This window comes from Erythrobacter sp. NFXS35 (assembly GCF_040148725.1).
Taxonomy (GTDB): Bacteria; Pseudomonadota; Alphaproteobacteria; order Sphingomonadales; family Sphingomonadaceae; genus Erythrobacter.
Genome location: NZ_JAGDEB010000003.1, coordinates 382,731 through 406,847 on the forward strand (window position 1 = coordinate 382,731; position 24,117 = coordinate 406,847).

General features: G+C 63.0%; 21 protein-coding genes and 1 tRNA gene. 12 read left to right on the forward strand and 10 right to left on the reverse strand.

What is annotated here, in order from left to right:
• Positions 1 to 179: 179 nt before the first annotated feature.
• Positions 180 to 965, forward strand: a complete 786-nt coding sequence (locus J3454_RS13385) for a family 16 glycosylhydrolase (protein WP_349514262.1) — start codon at positions 180 to 182, stop codon at positions 963 to 965.
• A 9-nt stretch (positions 966 to 974) separates the two neighbouring features.
• On the opposite strand, the gene J3454_RS13390 is transcribed toward J3454_RS13385, so the two are convergent.
• Positions 975 to 1,517, reverse strand: a complete 543-nt coding sequence (locus tag J3454_RS13390; RefSeq protein WP_349514263.1) for a hypothetical protein — start codon at positions 1,515 to 1,517, stop codon at positions 975 to 977.
• Between the two features lie 83 nt (positions 1,518 to 1,600).
• On the opposite strand from J3454_RS13390, the gene J3454_RS13395 reads away from it, so the two are divergent.
• Both J3454_RS13395 and J3454_RS13400 read left to right on the forward strand, forming a co-directional pair.
• Positions 1,601 to 2,650 carry a winged helix-turn-helix domain-containing protein gene (locus J3454_RS13395; protein ID WP_349514264.1) on the forward strand — a complete coding sequence of 350 codons (1,050 nt, stop codon included), beginning with the start codon at positions 1,601 to 1,603 and terminating at the stop codon, positions 2,648 to 2,650.
• Between the two features lie 112 nt (positions 2,651 to 2,762).
• The gene (locus tag J3454_RS13400) at positions 2,763 to 3,257 is read left to right on the forward strand and encodes a hypothetical protein (RefSeq protein WP_349514265.1); all 495 of its coding nucleotides are present in this window, start codon (positions 2,763 to 2,765) and stop codon (positions 3,255 to 3,257) included.
• A 69-nt stretch (positions 3,258 to 3,326) separates the two neighbouring features.
• Here the strand turns inward: J3454_RS13400 and J3454_RS13405 are convergent, their stop codons facing one another.
• Entirely contained in the window at positions 3,327 to 3,638 is a 312-nt protein-coding gene (locus J3454_RS13405; RefSeq protein WP_349514266.1) for a hypothetical protein, read from the reverse strand.
• Positions 3,639 to 3,941: 303 nt separating this feature from the next.
• Between J3454_RS13405 and J3454_RS13410 the strand changes: the two genes are divergently transcribed.
• The 3 genes from J3454_RS13410 (at position 3,942) to J3454_RS13420 (ending at position 9,333) form a co-directional block, all read left to right on the forward strand.
• Positions 3,942 to 6,170: a TonB-dependent receptor gene (locus J3454_RS13410; RefSeq protein WP_349514267.1), complete on the forward strand. Its 2,229-nt coding sequence runs from the start codon at positions 3,942 to 3,944 to the stop codon at positions 6,168 to 6,170.
• Between the two features lie 614 nt (positions 6,171 to 6,784).
• A complete protein-coding gene (locus tag J3454_RS13415) occupies positions 6,785 to 7,660 on the forward strand; it encodes an outer membrane protein (protein ID WP_349514268.1) in 876 nt (291 codons plus the stop codon).
• A gap of 110 nt (positions 7,661 to 7,770) precedes the next feature.
• Positions 7,771 to 9,333: a L,D-transpeptidase family protein gene (locus J3454_RS13420; protein WP_349514269.1), complete on the forward strand. Its 1,563-nt coding sequence runs from the start codon at positions 7,771 to 7,773 to the stop codon at positions 9,331 to 9,333.
• 53 nt (positions 9,334 to 9,386) lie between these two features.
• On the opposite strand, the gene J3454_RS13425 is transcribed toward J3454_RS13420, so the two are convergent.
• Positions 9,387 to 10,097: an eCIS core domain-containing protein gene (locus J3454_RS13425; protein ID WP_349514593.1), complete on the reverse strand. Its 711-nt coding sequence runs from the start codon at positions 10,095 to 10,097 to the stop codon at positions 9,387 to 9,389.
• Positions 10,098 to 10,207: 110 nt separating this feature from the next.
• Between J3454_RS13425 and J3454_RS13430 the strand changes: the two genes are divergently transcribed.
• The 5 genes from J3454_RS13430 (at position 10,208) to J3454_RS13450 (ending at position 14,381) form a co-directional block, all read left to right on the forward strand.
• Entirely contained in the window at positions 10,208 to 10,636 is a 429-nt protein-coding gene (locus J3454_RS13430; protein ID WP_349514270.1) for an EF-hand domain-containing protein, read from the forward strand.
• A 184-nt stretch (positions 10,637 to 10,820) separates the two neighbouring features.
• Complete coding sequence (locus J3454_RS13435; protein ID WP_349514271.1) at positions 10,821 to 11,927, forward strand: AI-2E family transporter; 1,107 nt, start codon at positions 10,821 to 10,823, stop codon at positions 11,925 to 11,927.
• A gap of 350 nt (positions 11,928 to 12,277) precedes the next feature.
• Positions 12,278 to 13,255, forward strand: a complete 978-nt coding sequence (locus tag J3454_RS13440; RefSeq protein WP_349514272.1) for a glycosyltransferase family 2 protein — start codon at positions 12,278 to 12,280, stop codon at positions 13,253 to 13,255.
• Position 13,256: 1 nt separating this feature from the next.
• On the forward strand, positions 13,257 to 13,991 hold the full coding sequence (locus J3454_RS13445) for a class I SAM-dependent methyltransferase (protein ID WP_349514273.1): 735 nt from the start codon (positions 13,257 to 13,259) through the stop codon (positions 13,989 to 13,991).
• A complete protein-coding gene (locus J3454_RS13450; RefSeq protein WP_349514274.1) occupies positions 13,992 to 14,381 on the forward strand; it encodes a GtrA family protein in 390 nt (129 codons plus the stop codon).
• Positions 14,382 to 14,501: 120 nt separating this feature from the next.
• Here the strand turns inward: J3454_RS13450 and J3454_RS13455 are convergent, their stop codons facing one another.
• From J3454_RS13455 to J3454_RS13465, 3 genes are all read right to left on the reverse strand, one after another.
• Entirely contained in the window at positions 14,502 to 15,683 is a 1,182-nt protein-coding gene (locus J3454_RS13455) for a glycosyltransferase family 87 protein (RefSeq protein ID WP_349514275.1), read from the reverse strand.
• 74 nt (positions 15,684 to 15,757) lie between these two features.
• Positions 15,758 to 16,882 carry a glycosyltransferase family 87 protein gene (locus J3454_RS13460; RefSeq protein ID WP_349514276.1) on the reverse strand — a complete coding sequence of 375 codons (1,125 nt, stop codon included), beginning with the start codon at positions 16,880 to 16,882 and terminating at the stop codon, positions 15,758 to 15,760.
• Between the two features lie 243 nt (positions 16,883 to 17,125).
• Positions 17,126 to 17,202, reverse strand: a tRNA-Arg gene (locus J3454_RS13465).
• A gap of 61 nt (positions 17,203 to 17,263) precedes the next feature.
• Between J3454_RS13465 and J3454_RS13470 the strand changes: the two genes are divergently transcribed.
• Positions 17,264 to 18,043 carry a queuosine precursor transporter gene (locus J3454_RS13470; protein WP_349514277.1) on the forward strand — a complete coding sequence of 260 codons (780 nt, stop codon included), beginning with the start codon at positions 17,264 to 17,266 and terminating at the stop codon, positions 18,041 to 18,043.
• Here J3454_RS13470 and J3454_RS13475 read toward each other — a convergent pair.
• The 4 genes from J3454_RS13475 to J3454_RS13490 form a co-directional block, all read right to left on the reverse strand.
• Entirely contained in the window at positions 18,040 to 19,584 is a 1,545-nt protein-coding gene (locus J3454_RS13475; RefSeq protein ID WP_349514278.1) for a Ppx/GppA phosphatase family protein, read from the reverse strand. The two genes, J3454_RS13470 and J3454_RS13475, sit on opposite strands and share 4 nt — an antisense overlap.
• The gene (locus J3454_RS13480; protein ID WP_349514279.1) at positions 19,581 to 21,800 is read right to left on the reverse strand and encodes an RNA degradosome polyphosphate kinase; all 2,220 of its coding nucleotides are present in this window, start codon (positions 21,798 to 21,800) and stop codon (positions 19,581 to 19,583) included. Before J3454_RS13480 ends, J3454_RS13475 begins: the two co-directional genes overlap by 4 nt.
• Before the next feature lie 147 nt (positions 21,801 to 21,947).
• The gene (gene virB11 / locus J3454_RS13485) at positions 21,948 to 22,976 is read right to left on the reverse strand and encodes a P-type DNA transfer ATPase VirB11 (RefSeq protein WP_349514280.1); all 1,029 of its coding nucleotides are present in this window, start codon (positions 22,974 to 22,976) and stop codon (positions 21,948 to 21,950) included.
• A gap of 8 nt (positions 22,977 to 22,984) precedes the next feature.
• A complete protein-coding gene (locus J3454_RS13490; RefSeq protein WP_349514281.1) occupies positions 22,985 to 24,115 on the reverse strand; it encodes a TrbI/VirB10 family protein in 1,131 nt (376 codons plus the stop codon).
• Positions 24,116 to 24,117 lie beyond the last annotated feature (2 nt).

Consider the following 24,117-nt stretch of genomic DNA (forward strand, 5'->3'; position numbering starts at 1 on the left):
CGCCCGGACGACGCACAAGTCCGGTCGCAAGCGCCTTTAGCCCTGCACCGACCCCGGCTCGAACCGCGCAGACCCTTAACCTGCGCTATTTTGCCGCTCGTTCGCTCTGCCTAGAGAGCCCTTGCAGCGCTCAACCAAGCGCTCGCTTGCGGTCGGAGGCGGAGTTGACGGGCACACGGATGATCGGGCTTGCCTTGCTGACGGCGGCGGTCGCTATTCCATCGGCGTTCTTGCTGGGCGCCGCGCCCCCTCCTCCGGACCCCGGCCCCCGAATCGCGGGAGGCGAACCTTTCGTCGACACCCTGTCCGCGCTCGACGACAATTTGTGGGGGGTGTCCAACGGCTGGGCGAACGGCCCATACATGGTCAATGATTGGCAGGCGTCACAGGCCCGGTTTGGCGACGGCCTGACGCTGACGCTGGCGCCGGGAATTGTCGAAAAGCATCGCTACTCGTCAGGCGAAGTCCAGTCGCGGGTGAAATACGGACACGGGTACTTCGAAACAACCATGCGCGCCGCCCCCGGCAGCGGCATCATCACGGGATTTTTCACCTATACCGGTCCGCCATTCGGTGAACCCTGGAACGAAATCGACGTGGAAATCCTCGGCGCCAAGCCGCGCGAAGTGCTGCTCACCTATTTCTTCGGCGACGACAAGATCTCGACTGCCGTCCCGCTCAAATTCGATGCTACGGTCGAATACCACACTTATGGTTTCGATTGGCAGCCGGGCTTCATAGAATGGTATGTGGATGGCCGCCCGATCCACAAGGTCACCGGCGACAAGCTGCCGCTGCCCAATCGCGCCAAGAAATTGATGGTCCACCTGTGGGGAAGCGAAACGCTGAGCGAATGGTCCGGCAGGTTCGACAGCAAGGCGATGCCGACCGCTGCCGAATTCACCTGCATTGCCTATTCCCCGGGCGCTGCGCAAAGCATGCCGTGCACGGAATTGCGCAACTGAGTCCTCGACTCAACCCTTGCCCGCCGCCCTGCGAAACAGCCATGCCGAAAACAGCCAGCCTGCAGCCCAGATACCGGTGAACACCCAGGTGAAGTGACCAGCCATCTGCAGACCTATTCCGACCAGCACCTGCGCGCCGGCCGTGGCGGCCATCGCGACTGCCATTCCGCTGGCGCGAAACCGCGCCCCGATCGCCCCGAACAGGGCAAGCAGCGGGATGAGGTTGAACAGCAGATTGACCGGCTCGTCCTCCGAACCGACGATGCCAACGGCTGCATTGGCCCATAACAACAGCAGGCAAAGGCCCAGTGCCACCGCTGCACCAGCGCGATAGGCCATGCTTCCGCTAGCGCGGACAGCCATTTCGAAAGCGAGCCCCACGCCGCCCAGCATCACGCTGGCGAAGACGAAGTCCTCGGCTGTCCAGTTCACCTCTCCGGTGAATTGCATCGCCGCGGCAGGCAGCAGGATCAGGCCGACGATCGTCCCCCATCCGATCACCCGCCAGGCATTGAAAAAGCCGCTTTCATTCGATGTCGTATTCCGGTTCATGTGCTTGCCTCCGTGTCGTAAGGCGATCATCAGTATGCACGGCGGCGGTGAGCGGCATGAGAGAACGATGAGCATTTGCTGAAATGACCTATTCGAGCTTCCGGTTCGGCCCGTTTCAGCTTCGCACCGGCGATCGCACGCTGTGGCGCGGGGATACGCGGGTGGATCTCAATGCGCGCTATCTCGATGTCCTGATCCTGCTGATCGAAGCGCGCGGCGAGCTGGTGACGAAAGACCGATTCATGCAGGAGGTCTGGCGCGGCATTCCTGTCACCGACGAAGCGTTGACGCAGGCGATCCGCACATTGCGCAAGGCACTCGGCGACGAGGTAAGCGCGCCGCGTTTTGTCGAAACCGTTCCCAAATACGGCTACCGCTTCATCGCGCCAATCGACGCGGGATCGCCGCAGATGGTCGCTGCGGCACCAGCAGGTGCCAGCGGTTCGCGAAGCCAATTTGGCGCGACAGTCGCTGCAGGCTTGTCGGGCGCAGCGACCGCCGGATTGCTGATCGGCCTGATCTATGGACTGTGGGGAGCATCGGGCGGGGCCGCCGCAGGCACGAGCGGAAGCGGCATATCGCTTGTTCTGGTGGTGACGCTCGTCACCATCGCCGCTGCTGCGGCTGGCGGCCTCGGCATTGCGGCGGGCATCGCGGCATCGCGCTTCATCGATCCACAGCGGTGGTATTGGAGCACGGCGGGCGGGGCGCTGGGCGGGTTGATGTTCGGTGCATTCGCGCACCTGATTGGCAGCGATGCGTTTCTGCTGTTGTTCGGCCAAAGGCTGGACCGGTTTGCCGGTGCTTTGGAAGGCGCGGTCATCGGGGCGGCAATCGGTCTGGCGATTGCTGCGGGACGAGAGCGACGGGAAACGGCAGGGATCGCCGCCGCGCTCGGATTGCTGGGCGGTGCCGGGGTGGCATTGCTGGACGGCCAGATGATGGCGGGCAGCCTGCAGGAACTGCTTATCGCGTTCCCGGATTCCCGTATGCGGATCAGCGGCATCGGCATGCTGTTCGGCGAACGCGGCCTTGGCTCGATCGGGCTGACGCTGTCGGCGGCGCTGGAAGGCGCGACCTTCTGCGCTGCAGTGGCCTGGGGTCTTCGCAGTAGCCCCGCCCATCGCCGCTGAAGCGGCTCTCCGCACTGCGGCCATAGCTTTTTGTTGGGGGCACGCGCGGCGCTTTGCATGGCGCGCCCGGGAACCATCCATCTAGCTTTGGCCCCGTGTGAGAGGAGCAAACATGCGCGCTGCACTTCCGATCGAGCCCGTGCGCGGCATTGTGCTGCGTGAGACATTGATTTCCACGCTGCCCAACGCGGTGGTCTCCGCCGGGTTCGTGTGGCTTTTGTTCCGCGAGCAGGCGACGATCCCGCTCTGGGGCATGAACGGGCTTGCCTTCGATCTCGTGCCGACCACCTTCATGTTGACGCTGATGACCACGATCGCGCTCACCCTGGTTTTCCGAAAGCGTCGCCGCGACGGGGTGCTCCCGTCAGCGGGAGCTTCGCCAGCGCCGCTGGCCTTGCCGCACAACCCGTTGCTGCGTGGACTGGTGTTCGGTATCGGCCTGCTGCTGCTGTTCGTGCCTATCAGCGTGTTTGCACTGAGCGCGATCTGGCGAGGCGACTGGACTTATGCCGAAGTGCTTGCCTTCAAGATCGTCTATGGCGTTCTGGTGGGATGGGCAGCGACGCCGCTGGTCGTCTTGGCTGTCATGCGCGAAGGCAACCGGTAACTGCTCCGGCGCAAGCAGGGGAGCAGGATGGGCAACGGCCCGCGCTCCTGCCCCCCGCTTCGCGTGCGATCAGGCGAAGATCACTTCCCCACTGCTGTTATCGACCAGAATGTCGCAGTCGAGATATTCGACATCGGGCGAGTGGCCGGTCTTCGCCTTGATCATCTCGCTCGCGCGGGTGAAGAACGCCTCGGCAGATTCCCGGTCGGCCCACAGATAAATGCTGCGGCCCACCCCCGCCTCAGCATCGATGTGAATGGCCTTGCGGATCAGCGCCGGGGCAGCGGCCTGATAAATCGGCAAGGTCTTCTTGATTTCCTCAAGCGCCTGTTCGTGGGTCTCTCCCGGTGGGAGCCGGAAGCGAACGATAGTCGAGATCATGTGCATGAATCCTGTCTGGCCAATCAAGATGGTGATCGTGCGCGCCGCGCGGGGAGCCGGGAAGATCAATTACGCTGCACGGGTCATAACCTCGGCGACGTGGCGCCCCACAAGCGAAACCGGGAAACACCGATAGTCGGCCGGAACCCGTGAAGACTTTTTCATGTCGATGGGGAAATTAGTGATTGGCGCCGCGACCGGGGTTCGGGGACTTTGGGAAAACGCCGCGAGGCAGGAACCTGTCCTTGGGGGGAGCCGGGTGCCGCAATGCCTCCGGTGAATTCCTAAGAGGGGGAACACAGGATGCTTCGCAAATCAGTTTTCGTTACCGCCCTGATGGCCAGCACTGCCGCTGCGGCCCAGCAAGCACCGTCGCCAACCGAAGCGCATACCCCGCCCGCAGCCGCGCCGGGCAACGAAATCATCGTGACGGCACAAAAGCGCGAGCAGCGCCTGCTCGACGTACCGATATCGATCATCGCCAAGACCGGAACCGAACTGCAGAACGCCGGGATCACCGATTTCAACGACGTGGCGGCCCGCGTCCCCAACCTCGTAATCAACGATACGCCCGCCAACAAGCAGATCACCATCCGCGGCATCGGGACCACAGGCAACAGCTTTTCGTTCGAGCAATCGGTCGCCCTGTTCGTCGACGGTGTCTATGGCGGGCGCAATCGCCAGTACAACCAGCCGTTTCTCGACATCGAACGGCTCGAAGTGCTGCGCGGGCCGCAAGGAGCGCTGTTCGGGCGCAACACCTCTGCGGGTGCGATCGCCATCACTACCGCCCGCCCGACCCAGGAATTGTCGACGGAAGCTTTCGCAGAGTACGAGATTCGTACGCAAAGTACCAACGCCACGGCGATCGTGAACGGGGGCATTACCGACACGCTCTCGATCCGCATCGCCACCCGCTACGCCGACGATAACGGCTGGCTGCGGAACACCACGCTGGACCGCGATGAACCGCAGTCCGACCAGTTTCTGGGTCGCGTATCGATGCTCTATCAACCGCGCGACAACGTCGATATTTTCGGCAAGCTCGAATATTCGCGCGTCGATATCACCGGGTCGGCATTCGAATATGTGCCCGGCGGCGAGCGTCCGGATTACCGCAAGGATTCCGACGACGCCTTCTCGCCCGAGCGCGACAATGCCGATGCGCTGAACGGCGTGCTTCAGATCGACGTAGGGATCGGCGATCATACCCTGACCGCGATCACAGGCTATTCGGGTTACGACTTCGCCCAAGCGTTCAACATCCAGGCGCGGCGACCGACGCGGCTCGTTGCCGAAAATGCTGAAGAGTTCTCCCAGTGGTCGCAGGAAGTGCGCCTGCTGTCGCCGACGACCGGCAATTTCGACTACGTGATCGGCGGCTATTACGAATGGAGCCAGTCACTGGTCGATCGCGCCCAGATTTTCGACTTTCCTCCTCCGTTTTCTCCGCTTTCGCCAGATCAGATCGTCGAGCGCAGCTTCGATCAACAGACCGATGTTCTATCCGCTTTCGTCCAGGCGAACTGGCGCTTTGCGGAGCAATTTTCGCTCGGGGCAGGGCTGCGCTGGACCCGGATCAGCAAGAATGCCGAGGTCGAAGGCACCACCACCAGCTTCATCGTTCCGCCCGGCGCGCCCACTCCTCCGCCCGGCGCGTTGCCCAGAGTAACGCCCCTGCTTCTTGACGGAGAGTTCTCCGAAAGCTCCTTTGCGCCATCGGCATCGCTCAACTGGACCCCGGACCGCAACGTGACCGCCTATGTCCGCTATGCCCGTGGCGAGAAGGGCGGTGCGTTCTCCGAATTCCAGGCCGTGACCCCGGAAACCTTTTTCCTCTTGCCCGAATTTTCCGACCTGTTCGAAATCGGCGTGAAAGCCCAGTTCCCGGAGATCAGGGGCTTTCTCAATGTCATTGCCTACACCACCGATTACCGCGACCTGCAAAGATCGGCGCTGGATATCAACACCGCGGAATTCATCACCTCGAACGCCGCCGGTGCGCGCACGCGCGGCATCGAGGCCGAAGGCGGCTTCTCGCCCGCCGACGGGCTGACCGTGTCCGCTGCGATCGCTTATCTCGATGCGACCTACACCAGCTTTCCCAACGGGCCGTGTGCGGTCGACAATCCGGCGTTCAATACACCCGGCTGCGCGGAAGATCGCAGCGGCGACCGACTGGAAAACGCCCCCGAATGGACCGGCAATATCGCGGTCGATTACGACCAGCCGGTGAACGATACGCTGCGCGTGTTCGCCAACGCCACACTGAATTTCCAGTCGGACGTGAACTACCGCGAATTCGATGACCCGCGCGAGGTTCAGCAGGCCTTCTCCAAAACCGACATCAGGGCCGGTTTCGGCGATATCGACCGCGGCTGGGAACTGGCGCTGCTGGTTCGCAACCTGTTCGAAGAGCGCACGTCCTCTTTGATCTTCCCCACCTTTCCGGTGGGGCTTGGGCCGAATGATCGGGTCCACGTGCCGGACGCGCTGCGCAGCTTTACCATTCAGGCCAGAATTTCCTTCTGACCAGAGTAGCAGCTCACCCGATGAGCGGCGCGGGTCCGCCGAGCTGTGTGTAGCTCCGGCTCAGTCAGGGCGGTTCAGGGCCGGGAAAATTCCTTCGCGTAAACCACCGGCACATGCGTCGCGGCCAAGCCGAGAAGACGAACTGGATGCGCCCGCGCCAGCGCTGCCGACGCCTTGGGGTGCGGCACGCGCGGCGCGCGGCTCAACGCTCATCGCCGACAGCCCGAAGCTGATCGGCTGGCACAGCGCAGCCGCTGACCAAGCGTCTGTCCCGTGGCAGGAACTTTCCAGGGCAGGCACTTTCAAAGCTCCCAATGGCCCCAATGCCGGTTGATCCCCTGCGATTCCGGCGGCACCCGGACACCTGCGAGCCGGACAAATCCGCTGCAGTCCAAATACCCTAGTAACATAGGTGACCTTCATGATCGGCGGTGCGGCGCTCCGTGTCTGGTTCGGGGCGGCCTGCGCGAACACTATGTTATGTTTTAGCTTGATTGGAGCGCAGCGGGTCTTTTGCCGATGGGAGATACTTTCTGCCAAGCCCGATGCCTGCAAAGCAATGACTGCAGGTTTCGGATGCAATTTTATAGCGAAACACCAAAGGAGGTAGATGTATGCGCACCGCCATTATCGGATGGGCACTTGCATCCACGATGCTGGCCACGCCAGCACTTGCACAGGATACCGGACCCTACGCGGGTATCGAAGGGGGCGCGGTCTGGGCCGACGAGATCGACGACAGCATCGACATCTTCGACGATGAGGATACCGATGAAGATCTCATCGCGCTGGATACAGATACCGGATGGGAAGCCGGCGCGATTATCGGTTACGACTTTGGCCGCTTCCGTCTGGAAGGCGAAGGCGCCTACAAGCGGATCGGCGTCGACAGCATCAGCGCGCCCAATGGAGGGATCGATCTCGACCCGACCACGCCCGGCGTGATCGACACGGATCGCGAGTTGAATGGCGATCTGACCGTGACGAGCGCGATGGCTAATGCGCTTATCGATTTCGGTTCGCGCGACACCATCAACTTCTACGCCGGAGGCGGCGTGGGTTACAGCTGGGTCGATATCGATTCCGAGTTCGATCTGGAGGGCGACGCCAATCCCGAACAGCTTTTCACCGACGACAGTGACAGCGGCTTTTCCTGGCAGTTGATTGCCGGTGCGCGGCTTCCCGTGACGGAGCAGTTGGATCTGGGGGTGAAATACCGCTTTTTCAATGTGGAGAACCTCGGGCTGCGGGCCGCCGATGGCAGTGATTTCGATGCCGAGCTTCGGACCCATTCGGTTCTGGCGACGCTGACATACAACTTCGGGGCTGCGCCGCCGCCGCCGCCACCGCCGCCGCCGCCGCCGCCGCCGCCACCGCCGCCACCGCCGCCCCCGCCGCCTCCGCCGCCGCCGCCGCCGCCTCCCCCGCCGCCGCCACCGCCGCCGCCGCCGCCGCCGCCGATGCCCACGCCGATGGGTGAGCGCGGATAACATTCCTCGCGGCGAACCGAGAAGGGCAGTGCGGAAACCGCACTGCCCTTCGACGCGGCTGGGCAGCGCCGAAAGGGGCTGCGGGCCTTGGTAGATAGAAGGCACAAGAAATGACTTGGAACAAAGGCCTGTTGGCAGGGGTTGCGGCGGTTTCGATGCAGGTTGCAGCGCCTGTCCACGCGCAGATTACAGCACCTGCCGCCAACGCACCGACACAGACCGTCGATGCGGCAGTTGCGCACGCCATTCGAAGCGCGGCCGATGGCCCCTTGCGCGAATTCTACGCGGAACGCGGCTTCAGGCCGCTTTGGATCGCGAGGGGACAAGTAAGCGCCGCTGCGCACACCCTGCTCGGCCATATCGCGGGATCAGCAGCCGATGGCCTGAACCCGGACGACTATGATCCGGACGTTTTGCGCGACCTTATGACGGCCCCCTATGGCGGGTCCCCGGATGAACTGGCGCGCATTGAACTCAAGCTCTCCCACGCGTTTGCGCGACTGGTCAGCGACATGCGTCGTCCCCGCACGGACATGCATTATGCCGAACCCGAATTAACACCTGGGGCCATCCCGCCCGCTGACGTTTTGCGGCATGCTGCGCGGGCCGAATCTTTCGCCGACTACCTTACCGGGATGGAATGGATGCACCCGTTTTATACCGGATTGCGGGCGCAATTGCTCACCGCGCAGCAACAGCATCAGGTGCCGTCGATCACCGTGCCAGCCGGGCCGCTTCTGCGTCACGGCGACAGCGGCGAACGGGTCGCATTGTTGCGCCAGCGCCTCGGGCTTGCCGGCGACGGGCATTATGACGACGAACTTGCGCAGGCCGTGCGCTCGTTCCAGCATGTCAACGGCCTTGCTGCCGATGGTGTGGCCGGATCCCGCACCCTCGCCGCGCTGAACCGCGGTCTCGATGCCGCACCCCGGAATGCAGAACGGATCCTTGCAATGAATCTCGAACGGGCACGGCTGTTGCCCGATGCGCATACAAGGCACGTGATCGTGAATGCGGCGGCTGCCGAGCTCAGCTATTACGGACAAGGCAAGCGTCAAGGGGCGATGAAGGTCGTTGTCGGAACACCGGATACGCCCACGCCGATGATGGCGGGCATGATCCGCTACGCAACGCTCAATCCCTACTGGAACCTGCCGGCCGATCTCGCCGCCAGGATCATCGCGCCGCGCATGATCGAAGGCCATTCGCTGGCGGCCATGGGTTACGAAGTCCTGTCCGGCTGGACCCGCGAGGCCGAGGTGATCGATCCCGCCACCGTCGACTGGCGATCGGTTGCCGCGGGCAAGGAGCTCGCGCGGGTTCGCCAACTGCCGAGCGCACGCAATTCCATGGGGAGCGTGAAATACATCTTCCCTAACGAGATGGGCGTGTTCCTGCATGACACACCCAGCCGTTCCTTGTTCGACAAGCCAGCGCGGCAATTCAGCAATGGCTGCGTGCGGCTGGAGGACGCTGACCGGTTGGGCGAATGGCTGTTCGGACAGAGATTAACATCCGACACCAAAGAGCCGGAACAATACCGCCATGTGCCGGAGCCGGTTCCGGTCTACATCACCTATCTGACAGCAGCGCCGGTCGGCCGCAGTATCGCTTTCTTTCCCGATGTTTACGCCCGCGACACGGCGACCGGAACGCAGGTCGCCGTCAAGTGACCCGGTACTAGCATAGCACTCCGATCGGCCGCGTCCGGCACGGCTGTGCCCGATCAGCAGGCAACGTTCCGCGGAATCGGCTTCTGCCGCAGGCGGGTGTTCAGCGCATCGAGAATATGATTGGTTCTGTGCACCGCCGCGTTCTCCATCTCGGGCCAATGGCCAAGATAGGCGCGACTGAAGCTTTGGACCGTTCCCATCTGCCTGAATTGTTCGACATGGACCAGTTCATGCGCCCACAGCGAGATATTGCCCGCATCCGCCGGGGTCTGGAACACCACGAGATCATCGAAGGTCATCGCCCGATATCGCGGGAACAGAGCGCTGACGAAGGTGTCGAGGCTGATCCGGGGAGAAGAAACGGTCCAACGCACCTGATCCAGCGTCTCGGCAGCGAAGAAGGGGGCAAGCTGCCGCCGCATCTGGGGCGGAATGCGATTAGGGCCGCTGCGCAGCGCCGACGCACGCGAATGGCTGATCGATGCGCTGAGCAGCGGCGTAAGCGCTGCATTGGTGTTGCTGACGATCCATGATGGCGGCGCGGCGCAACGGTTCACGCCCGACGAACTGCAAGACCCGAGCAGTAGAACGCACAACCCCAAAGCCGCGCCTGCTGCGATCTGCCGAGGTTTGTGCGCGCGGACCCGGAACATTGTGCCAAACTCCCGAAAACAACAACTTCGCTCGCCTGCCAATACGGCGGTAGATTTTGTCAGGAATTTGGCGTGCCCCATTGGCCGAGCCGCAATTGCGGCGAACGACACCCCGCCCAACTAGGTTGGTAATCCGCCTTGTTACCGGATCGGGGTGATTATCAGACCATCCGATCGTCGCGCACGCCACGACGCGGCATACAAGACCAAGGAGAATATGGATGAAACGATTCCTCACACTTGCCGCAGCATCGTCCCTTGCGCTCATGGCCGCCTGCACGGAGGAGCCCGACGCGATCGAAACCGACACGCTCGGCGCCGATCAGACCGCCATCACCGACCCGGTCGGTACGGTAGGAACCTGGGACACCAATAATGACGGCATCTTCGACGAAGCCGAATACACGGCTTGGGGCGAGCGCGGCATTTCCGAATGGGACACTGATGCCGATGGCATGCTGAGCATGCAGGAATTCGACGCCGGATGGACCGAGGCCGGTTTCAACAACGGCAATGACGTGTTTCTCGCGTGGGACGATGACAATGACGGGTTCCTGACCGACGATGAATTCTTCGACGACGAGGAATGGGGCGAATGGGATGCCAACAACAGCGGCATGCTCGAAAACGACGAATTCGCCAATTACTGAGGCAACGGGGTGACCTGTCAAGGGTCACCCCCGGCCGCTGTCCCATTCCGGACGACAGGGCCAGACTCTTTCATTCGCAGTGTCCCCGCTTTCGGCTGAAAGGTGCCATAGGACATGGCCCCATGGCTGGCTCGGCCTATGCTCAACGTCCCGGCAAACAATCTGAGATTGGTTCAAACAGGCGATGAAAAGCAATCCGCCCGCTACCAACGCGGCACCCGCTGCCGAGGCATCCCCGCTACACCACCGGCTCCTGTTCGTGATCGCTGCCGCCGCACTGGTGTGGCTGCTGCGCGAAACCTATGCGGTGCTGATGCCGACCGCGGCGGCGCTGCTGCTGACGCTGGGCGTATGGCCGGTGGTGGCCGCGATCCGCGACCATGTGCCGCGTGCGCTCGGCTGGCTCGGCGCGGTGGTGGGAATGCTGCTTGTGCTCGGCTTCCTGATCCTGTTCTTTGCGGGCATCGGCTATGCGGCGCGCCGCATATATGGCTTGGCGCAGGATGTCGGGCCGCAGTTCCAATCTCGGCTCGGCAGCCTGCCGTTCGAACTGCCCGATATTTTTTCCGACGGACCCGATGCCGATACGACCGCGCTTGCCACCAGCGGCGATCTGGCATCCAGCGCGCTGACGGTGCTCAACATGACCGCCGGCACGCTGGGCGGCATTATCCTCATCCTGTTCCTGATGCTGCTGATGTTGACCGAAGCGGGCAACTGGAACGCCAAGATCCATTCGATTTCGAAGGGCCATCGCGATGCCCGGCGCTGGCTCGACATCGGGCTTTCGGTGGGCGGCAAGTTCCGCGCCTATTTTACCACACGCCTGCTGGTGGGGGTGCTGAGCGGGCTGCTCTACACCGGCTTCCTGCTGCTGTTCGGCGTGGAATACGCGATGCTGTGGGGGGTGTTGACCATTCTCCTCAGCTTCATCCCGACGGTCGGCTCGATCATTTCGGGTATCCTGCCGACCATCTATGTCTTCGTCACCCGCGATATCGGCACGGCGCTGATCGTTGGCGCAGGGTTGCTGGTGATCGAGCAGGTGATGGGCAATTTCATCGATCCCAAACTGATGGGCCGCAGACTCGCAATCTCGCCATTGGTGGTGCTGGTGGCGCTGGTGTTCTGGTCGCTGCTGTGGGGCGTGGCGGGCGCGTTGCTGGCGGTGCCGCTGACAGTGCTGGCCACTGTGGTGATGGCCCATTTCGACCGGTTCAAGCCAGCCGCCCTGCTGCTGACCGATTGCGATGATCTCGAAGGTCTCGAAGACTACCGTCAACCCGATTAGAGGCGCTGCCATGCATGCGCCACACAGCCGATGGCCGGGAGCGAACCGGTGCGGAAGCGGCAGCTGGCCCCAGAACTACGCCTTTCACGCAGGTGAGCCTTCAAAAGAGCGAGCCAGAACAAGCCGCCGATCATCAATTCCAATGCCAGCGGATCGTCTCGCACGACTGACGAAAGCACGAAATTAGGACCTTGTTTACCATAGCCCCCTATAACTTGCGCATCCGTAGCGAAGGAATTGGTGGTGCCGGGAATCGAATCTTACGCGATTGTTCGCAATGCCACACCCGCTGCCCGCTGCCCCTGCTGCCCCCGCTGCCATGATGATCGGCGCGCGGCATGATCGAGGGTTTGACATTCCCCCTTGAAACGCAAGGGATGGATCGGCCGAGCATATCGCTTGTCGTGCCGGTCTATAATGAAGAGGAATCCGTGGCGCATTTCGCCGCCGCGATCTCGAAGTCGACCGACGAAAGCTGGCCGGAAGGCGATATCTGCCCGCATTTCGAAATCGTCTTCGTGGATGACGGAAGCTGCGACGCGACGGCAGCGGTCATCCGGGCGATGTGCCGCGTGGATCGCCGTATCAAGCTCGTCTCTTTGTCGCGCAACTTCGGAAAGGAGGCGGCGCTGAGCGCGGGGCTAAAGGCGGCCACGGGCGATGCTGTTATTCCGATGGACGTCGATTTGCAGGACCCGCCGGAGCTGATCCGACCGATGGTGGACCTGTGGCTCGCCGGGGCGCAGATCGTCAACGCCAAACGTATCGACCGCAGCCAGGATTCGTTCTTCAAACGCGCCACCTCGCGATTGTTTTACAAGACGATCAACGCGATGGGCGATCACCCCATCGCGGCTGACGTGGGCGATTTCCGCCTGCTGGATCGGTCCGCCGTCGCCGTTCTGAATGAAATGACCGAACGGTGCCGCTTCAACAAGGGGCTGTTTTCGTGGATCGGATTTCGGACCGAGACCGTCGAATATGCGCGGCCCGCACGGCGGGCAGGCGCCACCAAGTGGAACATTTCCCGGCTTGTGGCGCTGGCGATTGACGGGATCACCGCCTCGACGACCTTTCCGCTGCGAGTATGGACGATTATCGGGGCGATCATATCGATCCTGGCGTTCGGATATGCAGCCTTCCTGATCGCGCACACGATTATCTCGGGGGTGGATACGCCCGGTTATGCCTCAATCATGGTCGCGGTGCTGTTCCTCGGCGGTCTGAATCTGTTCAGTCTCGGGCTAATGGGCGAATATATCGGCCGGATTGCCATTCAGGTGCGGGGCCGACCGCTTTACGTCGTAGCCGAAACGATCGGGTTCTGACGTGGAACTGGCCGCTTACCAATCGCTGCGCGATTCACAGGACCGGCACTGGTGGTTTGTCGGGCGCCGCCGAATCATCACGCGTCTGATCGAACGGTTTGTTCCGCTGCCGACCGGAGCCCGCGTGCTTGAAGCCGGTTGCGGCTATGGCGGCAATCTGGCGATGCTAAGCACGCTGGGGGACGTTCAGGCGTTCGAATTCGACGATGCTGCACGCGCGCACGCCGCTGAACTTTCGCGCCTGACCGTAGCCTACGGAAAGCTGCCGCACGATATCGGCTTTGCCAATGACAGCTTCGACCTGATCGCCATGCTCGACGTGCTGGAACACATCGACGACGATGTGGGCTCGCTCCGCGCACTCGGAGATCGGCTGGCCCCCGACGGCCGCCTGCTGCTGACGGTCCCGGCCGTGCCATGGCTGTGGTCTGACCACGACGTGCTTCACCAGCACAAGCGGCGCTACACGAAGGCCGTGTTGCTGAAACGGTTGCACGAGGCCGGGTTCGAACCTGTAAGAATCGGATATTTCAATGCGTTGCTATTCCCGCTGGCGTTGGCCCAGCGGTTGGTTTCGCGGTATTTGGGCGGGCGTGGCGCTGATCAAAATGCACCTGCCGAACCGCTAAACGCAGTGCTCACCGCGATCTTCGCATTCGAAGGCAAACTGCTGGGCCGGTTGAGCTTCCCGATCGGATTGTCGCTGTTCGCGGTCGTGCGTAGGCGACCCGCGTAAGTGGCTTTGCTGCGACAGGTCGCTTCGTTCGGGGCGGTGGGAATTTGCGCGACGCTGGTCCATGTCGCCTTGGCCTGGACGTTGATCGAACGCGTCATGCTGGACGGATTGCTTGCCAATGCCTGTGGTGCGGCAGCAGCCTTTTCGGTTTCATACCTCGGCAATGCCAGGATCACCTTCCGCAGCGGGCGCGGCCTGTCCGGTCGCCCCGTTCGGTATCTGGCGGTCACGCTGGTCAGCCTGGCCCTATCCAGCGCGATCCTTTCCCTTGTCGAGCACGCCGGGCTCCCGACTTACGCCTATGCGGTGATCGTGGTGTTGACCGTCCCGCCCACGACATTCCTGCTGGCGAAATTCTGGGCCTTCCGGCGACCGCGGCAGCAAGCCTGACAAAGCCGAAGCTTGCCACAGCGGTACCGGCGCATGGCTGACATCCCGGTCAGACCGTTTGCCCGCTCAGCAACAAACCCGGACTTTCCGGCGATACGATCTGGATGCAAGCCGCGCCCACTAGGCGGGGTTGGGCTTTCCTGTAGCGAAGAACCTGCGACCAGACGATCGTGAGCTGGAAAAGTAACACAGGACCAAAAGCGTAACCGGGAGAACCGGAGCAAGGTTCACAGGTCCGATGTTGAAAGCATTCTGGGCAATGATCACCGCCGGAAAGAGCCATAATGCTCCCACCACCGCCACAGGAGCCTGACGCTGCACAAGCAAGACGAGCGCCGGGATCAGGACCAAAGCATCATAAAGATAGACGTATGGGCTTGCGAGCATCGTGGCTGCTCCCAGAACGGCAGCCTTCGCGTTGAACTGTGCGTTGGAGCGCCATACCCATGACACGAGAGCCGCCGCGCAGGCTGCAGTGGCGCAGTGGACCGCGAATGCAACAGAATCGGATAATCCCGCTTTCCGAAGGGCTGCATAGACACTCACGAGCTTGTGCCAGCCAACAAGCCCTTCTTTTGCAATCTCGACATACAGCGGCATCTGGCGAAGCCAGGCGAAGGATGTCGCCGATCCGAAAACGATCACGCCCACCAGCAGCACGGCCGTTGCCGAAACGATCGATCCCCCGATGACCCGCCATTCCCGACCGGCCAACATGGCGAATGGCAGCATCAACGCCAGCTGAGGCTTGATAATCAAGCATCCAAGGACGAGGCCGGCTGCAAACTTTTTCTCTCGCTGGAGAAGAACCAGCCCACCAAGAAACAAAGCTGCAGTCACGAAGCCATTCTGACCGAGCGCCGCAATTGCGAAAACGGGTGGGAAGGAAACCATGAGCCACCGCGACTGAGGAGCAAACCGGCGCGCAACCAAGGCGTAAACCGCCAATGTCCCGAGCGACCACAGAGCCATCGCGATCGGGAAAGGAAATGCCGCGAAAGGAAGAACAAGCAGAAGGAACGCTGGCGCATAGGGAAACGGCAGCCCCGTGTCGGGTTCGAACGAGGCAGCCTGCAACTGGAGCGCGTGTAAAGTCTCGCTGTCGTATGCCAGTTCCGGCGTGCCGGCCAAGGCCAACTTCGCAGCCCCCCAGAAACTTATGAAATCCCGGCTGCTTGGATCGGCAAAGTTCCACGCGAACTCGGCGAATATCAGCAGAATTATCAATAGACTGAGCGTGTGGCCAACCAGCAGATAGGGGCGGAACAAATCCGCGTTGGCAGGACCTGGAGCAGCTTTCATGCTCGGAAGTGTAGACCAAAGATGGCTAATAAAGTCCTACGAAGGGCTTCGGCGAAGCCAACGAAATCCGGATATTACGCTGCTTCTGCGCGAGTCTGCATGGGCAAGTTGCCTCCGGTGCGCCACTGCGCAACGAGCCGGGAGACTGCCCAGGCATACACTGCAAGCAAACCCGCAAGGCTGACACTGACGAACAGGCTGGCTGCCCAGATGGCAGGCGTGATGACATCAGTGGGTTTCTGCATTCGCGAAGCAGCCACTGCCGGGGCCAGCGCGGCGAGTTCATAATTCATCGCGTAGGGACTGACCAGCAATGCGCCCCCTACCAGAGCCACCAGCCGGACCGAGATGTCGCGCGTACGGGCAAAGCTCAACCATGCGACCGGAATGGCAATGACCGCCGCGCCTGCGATGACGATATTCCCAGCGAAACCCGTGCGGACTGCCATCGCATACGGCGTAATGGCGTTTCGCAGCAGAGGCTCGAACTCGGTCACCAGTTCATTGAACAGCGGCAGCACCGAAAACCAGACAAGCCATGTATCGAATCCAAAGGCAGCCACCGAAACCGCTCCCATGGCGATGGCCGATACGCCCGCTGCTGCAAAGGCTCGCCAGTAACCGCCTCCAGCAAGTGCAACAGGAGCAAGCAGGAGCAGCGGAGGCTTGATCATCGCCGCGATGCCGAACAGCACACCCGCCCACCCCTCGTGCCGCTCGAGTTGCACAAGCCCGAACAAGATCAGCGCGGTGACAAGAAGGGTCGGTTGCCCCGCAGTGGCAGCAAGGACCACTGGCGGCGCAAACAGCAACAGGGCGATCTGCGCCCGCAGCGGACTTGAGGCGCGGCTGAACATTGCCAGCGACACCAGAATGAAGAACACAAACGATGCGGTGAACGGCAGGACCGCAAAAGCTGTGAAGACGAGAAGAGCGCTGGGCGGGTAGACGAAGGGCCGAATCGATTCCACCTCCACCAACGGCCTCTGGAGAAACGAGACGAGTTCGAAATCGTAGGCTTGGCCTGGGCTTGTCCATGACAATTGACCGGCGACCCATAGCGGCGCCCAGTCAGCTCCGGGTACAAAGACTTTGAAGATGACCGCGTCGAGCAGGACATAAAGAACGAGCAGGCCAATCACACTCATCGATGGCCGATGGGACAGAATGCGTGCCCCCAAGACAACGTGCACTGCCATTGAGCGGCCTTTCAGCCAACCCCTGCCGATTGCCGCCCTTATGCCTCGTTGCTGCCGATCCCCGTCCATCAGCGGCATTATCGTGAAAATCGGTTAAGTATTTCTGAAATACGCTCCGAAACGGCAACCGCCGGGCAGGTTCGCGCCTTCTGGAACTGGCCGCCTGCCGCCCCTACAGTTGCACAGGTTGTATACGGAACAGGCAGCGACACTCTGCCACCATTTCTCTCGGCTGTTCGGCAGTGGCGCGCCCGGCAGGACTCGAACCTGCTACCTCAAGATTAGAAGTCTCGCGCTCTATCCAGATGAGCTACGGGCGCGCAGCCGTTCGTCCAATAGCGCGCTTTGCGACGGATGGGAATCGCGCTAACCCGAGAAGCGATGGAAAACACCTCTCCCGCGCCCGCGCTCGCCGATCCCGCTGCGACATTCGATCGCGACCCTAGCGACGGCATTCAGGCCGCCAGCCGCGCGCCGACGGCGTTTCGCTATTACGACATCGTGATGGCGGGGTTTGTCGCCATCCTGCTGCTGTCGAACCTGATCGGCGCGGCCAAACTGTCGACGGTTGCGGGATACACCTTCGGGGCGGGGATCCTGTTCTTCCCGGTCAGCTATGTCATCGGCGACGTGCTGACCGAGGTCTATGGCTATGCCAAGGCGCGGCGGGTGATCTGGACAGGGTTCGGGGCGCTCACCTTCATGGCCTTCATGAGCTTTGTCGTGGTCGCCATGCCGCCCGCCGATAGCTGGACGGGGCAGGCCGCTTATGAAGAGGTGTTCGGCAGCACCTGGCGCATCGTCGTCGCCTCGATCACTGCGTTCTGGGCGGGCGAATTCGTCAATTCCTTCGTCATGGCCAAGATGAAAATTCTGACCAAGGGGCGCGCCCTGTGGAGCCGCACCATCGGTTCGACCTTCGTCGGGCAAGGCGTCGACAGCCTGATCTTCTACCCGATCGCGTTCCTCGGCATCTGGACGACGCAGGACGTGCTGACAGTGATCGTCACCAACTGGGCGCTGAAAGTGCTGTGGGAAGCCGCGCTGACACCGGTCACCTATGTGGTGGTCAACAAGCTGAAAGCGGCCGAGGGGGTCGATCTGTTCGACCTCGACACCGACTTTTCGCCCTTCGCCAGCAGCAAGGGCAACGCAGGCTAGTCGCGGCGCGCCATCAGCACGCAATCGGGCACGATCTCCACCCGCCATTCACACCCGAGCCTGCCTGCCAGCAGCTTCATGTCCTTTTCGGTCGGGATGCCGAACAGCGCTTCGTGGCTTTCTGCCAGCTTGAGCACCAGTGCGCCTTCTTCCACCACCAATTGACTGACTTCGAACGAACGGCGCGAACTTGCGCCCAGCCGCCGGGCGAGGCGCAGCGCCAATCCCCAGCGCGCCGCCTCTTCCAAGGCCTCCTCGCTCGCGAGAGCGCGTACGCGGCCGGGCAGATCGAGCTGGTTGCCATTGGCCGCAATCGCCGCCGCCATCATCGCCCGGCCCTCGCCACCCACGCCGACCCAGCGTTTGTGCAGCGCCCAGTCGATCGCCTGCGGCAGGCGCAGGTTCGGCTCGATCTGCATCGAGGCAAGCGCCAGCATGGTCGCCGCCAGTCGCAACCTCTCGCTGCCGTGCTCGCGCGCAGGCGCAGCGTCCAGCGTCCAGGCGGCCATCCGCATCGCCAGTGTCGCAGGCGCGCCGCGCTGGCTCGCGAACACGCCCACCCCCGCCAGCAGCGGATCTTGCGTCCGGCTATGTGCAGGCAGACGGTCGTAGAGCAGCCCTTCGCGCAGACCCCAAGATGAAAACACCACCTTGTCCGGGTTGAGCCGCGTCAGCAGCGCCCCCAGCAGCACAGCCGCATCGGGCAGCTTTTCCGCACGCATTGCCGAAATCCGGTCGCGTTCCTTCAGCGCATCGCTTTCGCTACCCGCCAGCGCCATCACCAGTTCCTGCGCGCTCGCTGCGTCCAGCTCGAAGCCGTGGGGGTCGCTCAATGCGTGATCGCGCGCCGCCATGGCATAGACTGCCATTGCCCGCCACGTGCCGCCAACCAGATAGAGCGCGCCGTTATCGGCGGGCGCAATCTCCGCCAAATCCCACCCGGCTTTGCGGATTGCCTTGTCGAGCGTCTTTGTCATCTCGGCCCGCCCGCCCTTGCGCAGATCGGGAAGGCGCAGCGTGCCCAACGGCAGGGTGCTGGCACCATCGGCCGTGCCGCTGGCCACCCGCACCAGTTCGAGGCTGCCCCCGCCCAGATCGGCCACGATCCCGCGCGCATCGGGAAACGCGCCGATCACCCCGTGGGCGCTGAGCAATGCTTCCTCCTCGCCCGAGATCACCCGCGGCTTGAGCCCGATGGCGCGCAGTTCCTCGACGAATTCCGGCCCGTTGACAGCATCGCGCACCGCCGCGGTCGCCACCGTCTCGACATCGCGGATACCGAGGTCTTCGAGCAACAGCGCGAACCGCCTGAGGCCGCGCAGGGCCAGCGCGATGGCCTCCTCCGCCAGCCTTCCGGTCACGGCGATCTCGCGTCCCAGCTTGGCAGTGACTTTTTCGTTCAGCAGCACCATCGGCGCGCGCATCGAACCGCCATAGACCACCAGTCGCACAGTGTTCGACCCAATGTCGATGATCGCGCGTTCGGGCGTATTACCGGCAAAGGCCCCGTCGCGGTCGTCCGGTCGTCTGCGATAACTCACGCCGACCGCCCCCGGCGCAAGCTGAGCTTGGGCACAGCCCCCGCCTCCAACGCGCCGCCGCGCCCCGAAAGCGATGGATTGGTCATGAAATAGCGATGACAGTTGAACGGCTTGCCATCGGTCGCCACGCGCGAATAGGACCCATCGGCATTGCACCACCAGCTTTGTTCACTGTCGAGCATATTGGCCAGCAGCACCTGTTGCAGCACCTGATCGTGCACCGTGCGGTTGAGGATCGGGATCAGCGCCTCGACGCGGCGATCGAGATTGCGGCCCATCAGATCGGCCGAGGATATAAACACCGCAGCATGGGCGCTGGGCATCGCATGGCCATTGGCGAAGGCGTAGATGCGGCTGTGTTCGAGAAACCGGCCGATGATCGATTTGACCCGGATGTTCTCGCTCAACCCGGCGACGCCGGGCCGCAGGCAGCAGATGCCGCGCACCATCAGTTCGATCATGACCCCGGCATTGCTGGCGGTATACAGCCGGTCGATCACGCCCTCATCGGTCAGCTGGTTGCACTTCATCCAGATTGCGGCAGGGCGGCCTGCTGCGGCATTGGCGATTTCGACATCGATCCGGCGATAAATTTCGGCGCGCAGATCGATCGGGGCGATATGAATGCGTTCCAGCGCGTGCGGCTCGACATAGCCAGTGACGAAATTGAACATCTTGGCCGCATCGCGCCCCAGCTTGGGATCGGCAGTGAAGAAGCTGAGGTCGGTATAAATCTTCGCGGTGACCGGATGATAGTTGCCGGTGCCGAAATGGCAGTAGGTGCGGAACGAGGTGCCTTCGCGCCGCACCACCATCGCCACCTTGGCGTGGGTCTTCCAGTCGGTGAAACCGTAGATCACCTGCACGCCCGCACGTTCCAGCTTGCTGGCCCATTTGAGGTTCTGTTCCTCGTCGAACCGGGCTTTCAGTTCGACCACGGCGGTCACCGATTTGCCTGCTTCGGCCGCTTCGATCAGCGCGCCGATCACCGCCGACTGCGACCCCGCACGGTACAGCGTCTGCTTGATCGCCACCACGTCCGGATCGGCAGCCGCCTGCCGGATGAAGTCGACCACCACCTCGAAACTTTCGTAGGGGTGGTGGATGATGATGTCCTTTTCGCGGATCGCGGAAAAGGCATCGCCGTCATGTTCGCGGATACGTTCCGGGAAGCGCGGGGAATAGGCGTCGAATTTCAGATCGGGGCGATCTTCGGACGCGATTTCGGCCAGCCCGTCGATTCCGATCATGCCGTCGGTCTTGATCACCGCGGCTTCATGCACGCCCAATTGTTCGAGCAGCACGGCCTCGGCTGCGGGATCAAAATCCTCTTCCAGTTCCAGCTGGATCACCTGCCCGCGCCGCCGCCGCTGGATCGCGCTGCGGAAAGTGCGCACGAGGTCTTCGGCTTCCTCCTCGATTTCGATGTCGCTGTCGCGCAGCACCCGGAACAACCCGTCGCCCTGAATGGTGAAGCCCGGGAACAGCGCCGAGGCATAGCGCTGGATCAGGCTGGCGATGGAAATGTACAGCGCACCGCCCGCAACCGCTCCGGCCCCCATTCCGGCCCCCGTCACCTCGTCCGGCACGCGCACGAATCGCGGCAGCGCGCTGGGGATCAGCACCATTTCGATCAGCTGTTCCTTGTCGCCATCACGCGTCAGCGTGAACAGCAGGCCCATGCCTTCGTTCTGGACGAACGGGAACGGGTGCGCCGGGTCCAGTGCCTGCGGGGTGATGATCGGCAGGATTTCGTTGAGGAAGAAACCCTTCAGCCACTTGTGAGCGGCGGGCTTGACCCGTTGTTCGTCGGCAATGTGAATATCCGCGCCAGCCAGCGCATCGCGCAAGGTGCGCCAGATATGCTGCTGGCGGGTGGACAATTCGGCCAGCATATCGCGGATCGCGGCGAGCTGCTGGGTCGGCGTCAGCCCGTCGATCGATGGCCGCGCTATATCGCGCTGCGCCTGCCCCACCAGACCGGCGACCCGGATCATCATGAATTCATCGAGGTTGCTGCCGGAAATCGACAGGAAGCGCAGCCGTTCGAGCAGCGGATAGGCCTCGTTCTGGGCTTCGGCCAGCACCCGCTGGTTGAACTGCAGCCAGGATAATTCGCGATTGAAATAGGCCGATTCGTCCGGGCCAAGCCGCGCGAAAACAGGCGCGCCTGCCGCCTCGCCGTTGTCTTCATCCTCGATCGGTAACGTGCTCATCGCTTCCCTGCTACGCCAGCCCGGCCCATTCGTCACGGCGTTCCGCGCCGCCCCAATGTTCGCTGGCAACCAAAGTGTAAATCACCGTGACGCGCCTGTCACATGGATGTCGTTTTTCTGGCCGCGCGTGCCCTCCGGTGGCGCGGATCAAACCAGCGAACGGCACTCCGCGATCTGGGTAATCCCGCGCTTGCCATTGGCATCGCGGCCCAGTTGCACGATCACGTCGATCACGGATGCGGCATAGGCAATGGTGTCCGACCGGGTGAGGCCGATGCCGGTCTGCATCACCATCAGCGAAAGCTGTTCAAGCGCGCCGCGCAAGCTGTTGGCATGGATGGTGGAGAAGCTGCCCGGATGGCCGGTGTTGATTGCGCGCAGAAAGCTGACGCTTTCCGCCCCGCGCAATTCGCCCAACACGATGCGATCAGGCCGCAGGCGCAGCGCGGCTTGCAGCAATTCGTTGGCGGTGACCTTCGCCTCGCCCAGCTCGCCCTTGATCGCGACCAGCCCGACGGCGTTTTCGCCCGGAAACTTCAGTTCGGGCGTATCTTCGACCATCACCACGCGTTCGCGGCGCGGAATCTCGCCCAGCATGGCGTTGAGGAACGTCGTCTTGCCGGTGCTGGTACCACCCGAGATCAGGATGGTGCGGCGATGGCGGATCGCCTCGCGCAGGTAGGCGATCGGCTGGAACTGCGGGTCGGGCAAGTCAATATGGCCCTCGCCCACCAGTGGTCCGGTGTCATAGGCGTCGAGCGGCAGATCCAGCCGGCGGTGGCGGCGGATCGCCATCACCCAGTGTTTGCGGCTGGCGGGCGGCCCGCAGAACTGCACACGCGCGCCATCCGGCAAGGTCGCGCCAAGCAGCGGGTGTTCGCGGTTGATCCCCTGATGGCTGACCCGCGCAACCTGTTCGGCCAGGCGCTGCACCAACCTGCCATCGATCTCGGGCGTCTCGATCCGCTGCATGCCGGGGCTGGCAGCATCCTCGATCCACACCTCGCCCGGCCGGTTGACCATGATTTCGGTCACGGTATCGCGGTCGAGCCAGCGGCGGAACGGGGCGAGATAGGCTTCGAGATAGACGCTGCGTTCGGCGGGCAGCACCGGGCTGGCGGGGGTGCCATCGCCTTCGCCCGCTTGCGCCGTCAGCCGGTGGATATCCGCGCTCATTATCGCGCTCAGCCGACCGTGCTGAAATCGAGGTCGCGCGCCGTGAACACCCGGATCGGCTCGCCCATGCGAACGCGGATGGTGGGGCTGATCTGGCCTTGCGATTGCACCGCCGAATTGGCCGCGCCCTGCGCGCCGCCTGCAACGATCACGCCGCCCACACCGCCGGTTGCCAGCGCGCCTAGTCCGCCGACCACCGACAGGAGCAGGCCCGAACCGAAGCGTTTGAAGAAGTGGCTGTTGACGTCGCCTTCAAGCCCCGTCGTCCCATCGAACCCGACCGCGGGTGAGGCGAGGTTGACCGAGACGCCGTCGGGCCGGATCAGGCGCGTCCAGATCACATAGGCGCGGCGCTGGCCTTGCTCCACACCCGCCTGATACTGCCCGATCAGGCGCGACGAACGCGGGACAAGCACGCGCTTGCCATCGAAGCTGCGCACGTCTTGGCTCACCACCGCGCGGACATAGCCCGGCACATCTGTGTTGATCGCGGTTTCGAGAATCGCGGGGATCAGCGTGCCCTCTGTCACCGTGGTCGAAGGATTGGTCATCGGACGCGCTTGCGCGGGCGCGCCGCCCACGCCGCCGATCCGGCTGGCGAAAGCTGAGGCGCTGCCGGTGCCGAGGTTGGCCCCGCTCGTCCCGGTCGCCTCAGCCGCGTCAGCGGGCGCCTCGGCCAGACGCGCGCTGTTGGCGGCGCGGCTCGCGTCGAACACCATGGTCGGGCTGGCATAGGGATTGGCGGCCGGCACGGCGACCTGCGCCGGCTGATTGGCATAGACCGGCGACGGCGCGGGGTCGGCCTGCGGCGTCACCGGCGCGGGGGCTGCGATCGGCGTCACCGGCGCGGGCGCGGCGGCAACCTGCGGCAGCGCGACATTCGGATTGCCGACGCCCTGCGGTTCGGGCAGGCGGGCGGAGTTCATCGCCCAGAACGTCACCGCGCCGATCCCGCCGATCAGCAGCACCCCGGCGGCAAGGCCCAGCCCATCGCCCTTGGTCTTGCGGTCGGTGACGGCGGGGAACGCCGCGCGGCTGGCCAGATCGATGATCTCGGCGGATTCCTGCTCGCGCGGGTCGGCGCTGTCGGCAGAGCCGTTATCGCCCTTCTTGGGCGGCAGACGCATGGCAAGGCGCATCA

Coding starts and splice junctions, on each gene's coding strand:
- J3454_RS13385 (WP_349514262.1), top strand. CDS start 180: ATGATCGGGCTTGCCTTGCTGACGGCGGCGGTCGCTATTCCATCGGCG.
- J3454_RS13390 (WP_349514263.1), bottom strand. CDS start 1,517: ATGAACCGGAATACGACATCGAATGAAAGCGGCTTTTTCAATGCCTGG.
- J3454_RS13395 (WP_349514264.1), top strand. CDS start 1,601: ATGACCTATTCGAGCTTCCGGTTCGGCCCGTTTCAGCTTCGCACCGGC.
- J3454_RS13400 (WP_349514265.1), top strand. CDS start 2,763: ATGCGCGCTGCACTTCCGATCGAGCCCGTGCGCGGCATTGTGCTGCGT.
- J3454_RS13405 (WP_349514266.1), bottom strand. CDS start 3,638: ATGATCTCGACTATCGTTCGCTTCCGGCTCCCACCGGGAGAGACCCAC.
- J3454_RS13410 (WP_349514267.1), top strand. CDS start 3,942: ATGCTTCGCAAATCAGTTTTCGTTACCGCCCTGATGGCCAGCACTGCC.
- J3454_RS13415 (WP_349514268.1), top strand. CDS start 6,785: ATGCGCACCGCCATTATCGGATGGGCACTTGCATCCACGATGCTGGCC.
- J3454_RS13420 (WP_349514269.1), top strand. CDS start 7,771: ATGACTTGGAACAAAGGCCTGTTGGCAGGGGTTGCGGCGGTTTCGATG.
- J3454_RS13430 (WP_349514270.1), top strand. CDS start 10,208: ATGAAACGATTCCTCACACTTGCCGCAGCATCGTCCCTTGCGCTCATG.
- J3454_RS13435 (WP_349514271.1), top strand. CDS start 10,821: ATGAAAAGCAATCCGCCCGCTACCAACGCGGCACCCGCTGCCGAGGCA.
- J3454_RS13455 (WP_349514275.1), bottom strand. CDS start 15,683: ATGAAAGCTGCTCCAGGTCCTGCCAACGCGGATTTGTTCCGCCCCTAT.
- J3454_RS13460 (WP_349514276.1), bottom strand. CDS start 16,882: ATGGCAGTGCACGTTGTCTTGGGGGCACGCATTCTGTCCCATCGGCCA.
- J3454_RS13470 (WP_349514277.1), top strand. CDS start 17,264: ATGGAAAACACCTCTCCCGCGCCCGCGCTCGCCGATCCCGCTGCGACA.
- J3454_RS13480 (WP_349514279.1), bottom strand. CDS start 21,800: ATGAGCACGTTACCGATCGAGGATGAAGACAACGGCGAGGCGGCAGGC.
- virB11 (WP_349514280.1), bottom strand. CDS start 22,976: ATGAGCGCGGATATCCACCGGCTGACGGCGCAAGCGGGCGAAGGCGAT.
- J3454_RS13490 (WP_349514281.1), bottom strand. CDS start 24,115: ATGCGCCTTGCCATGCGTCTGCCGCCCAAGAAGGGCGATAACGGCTCT.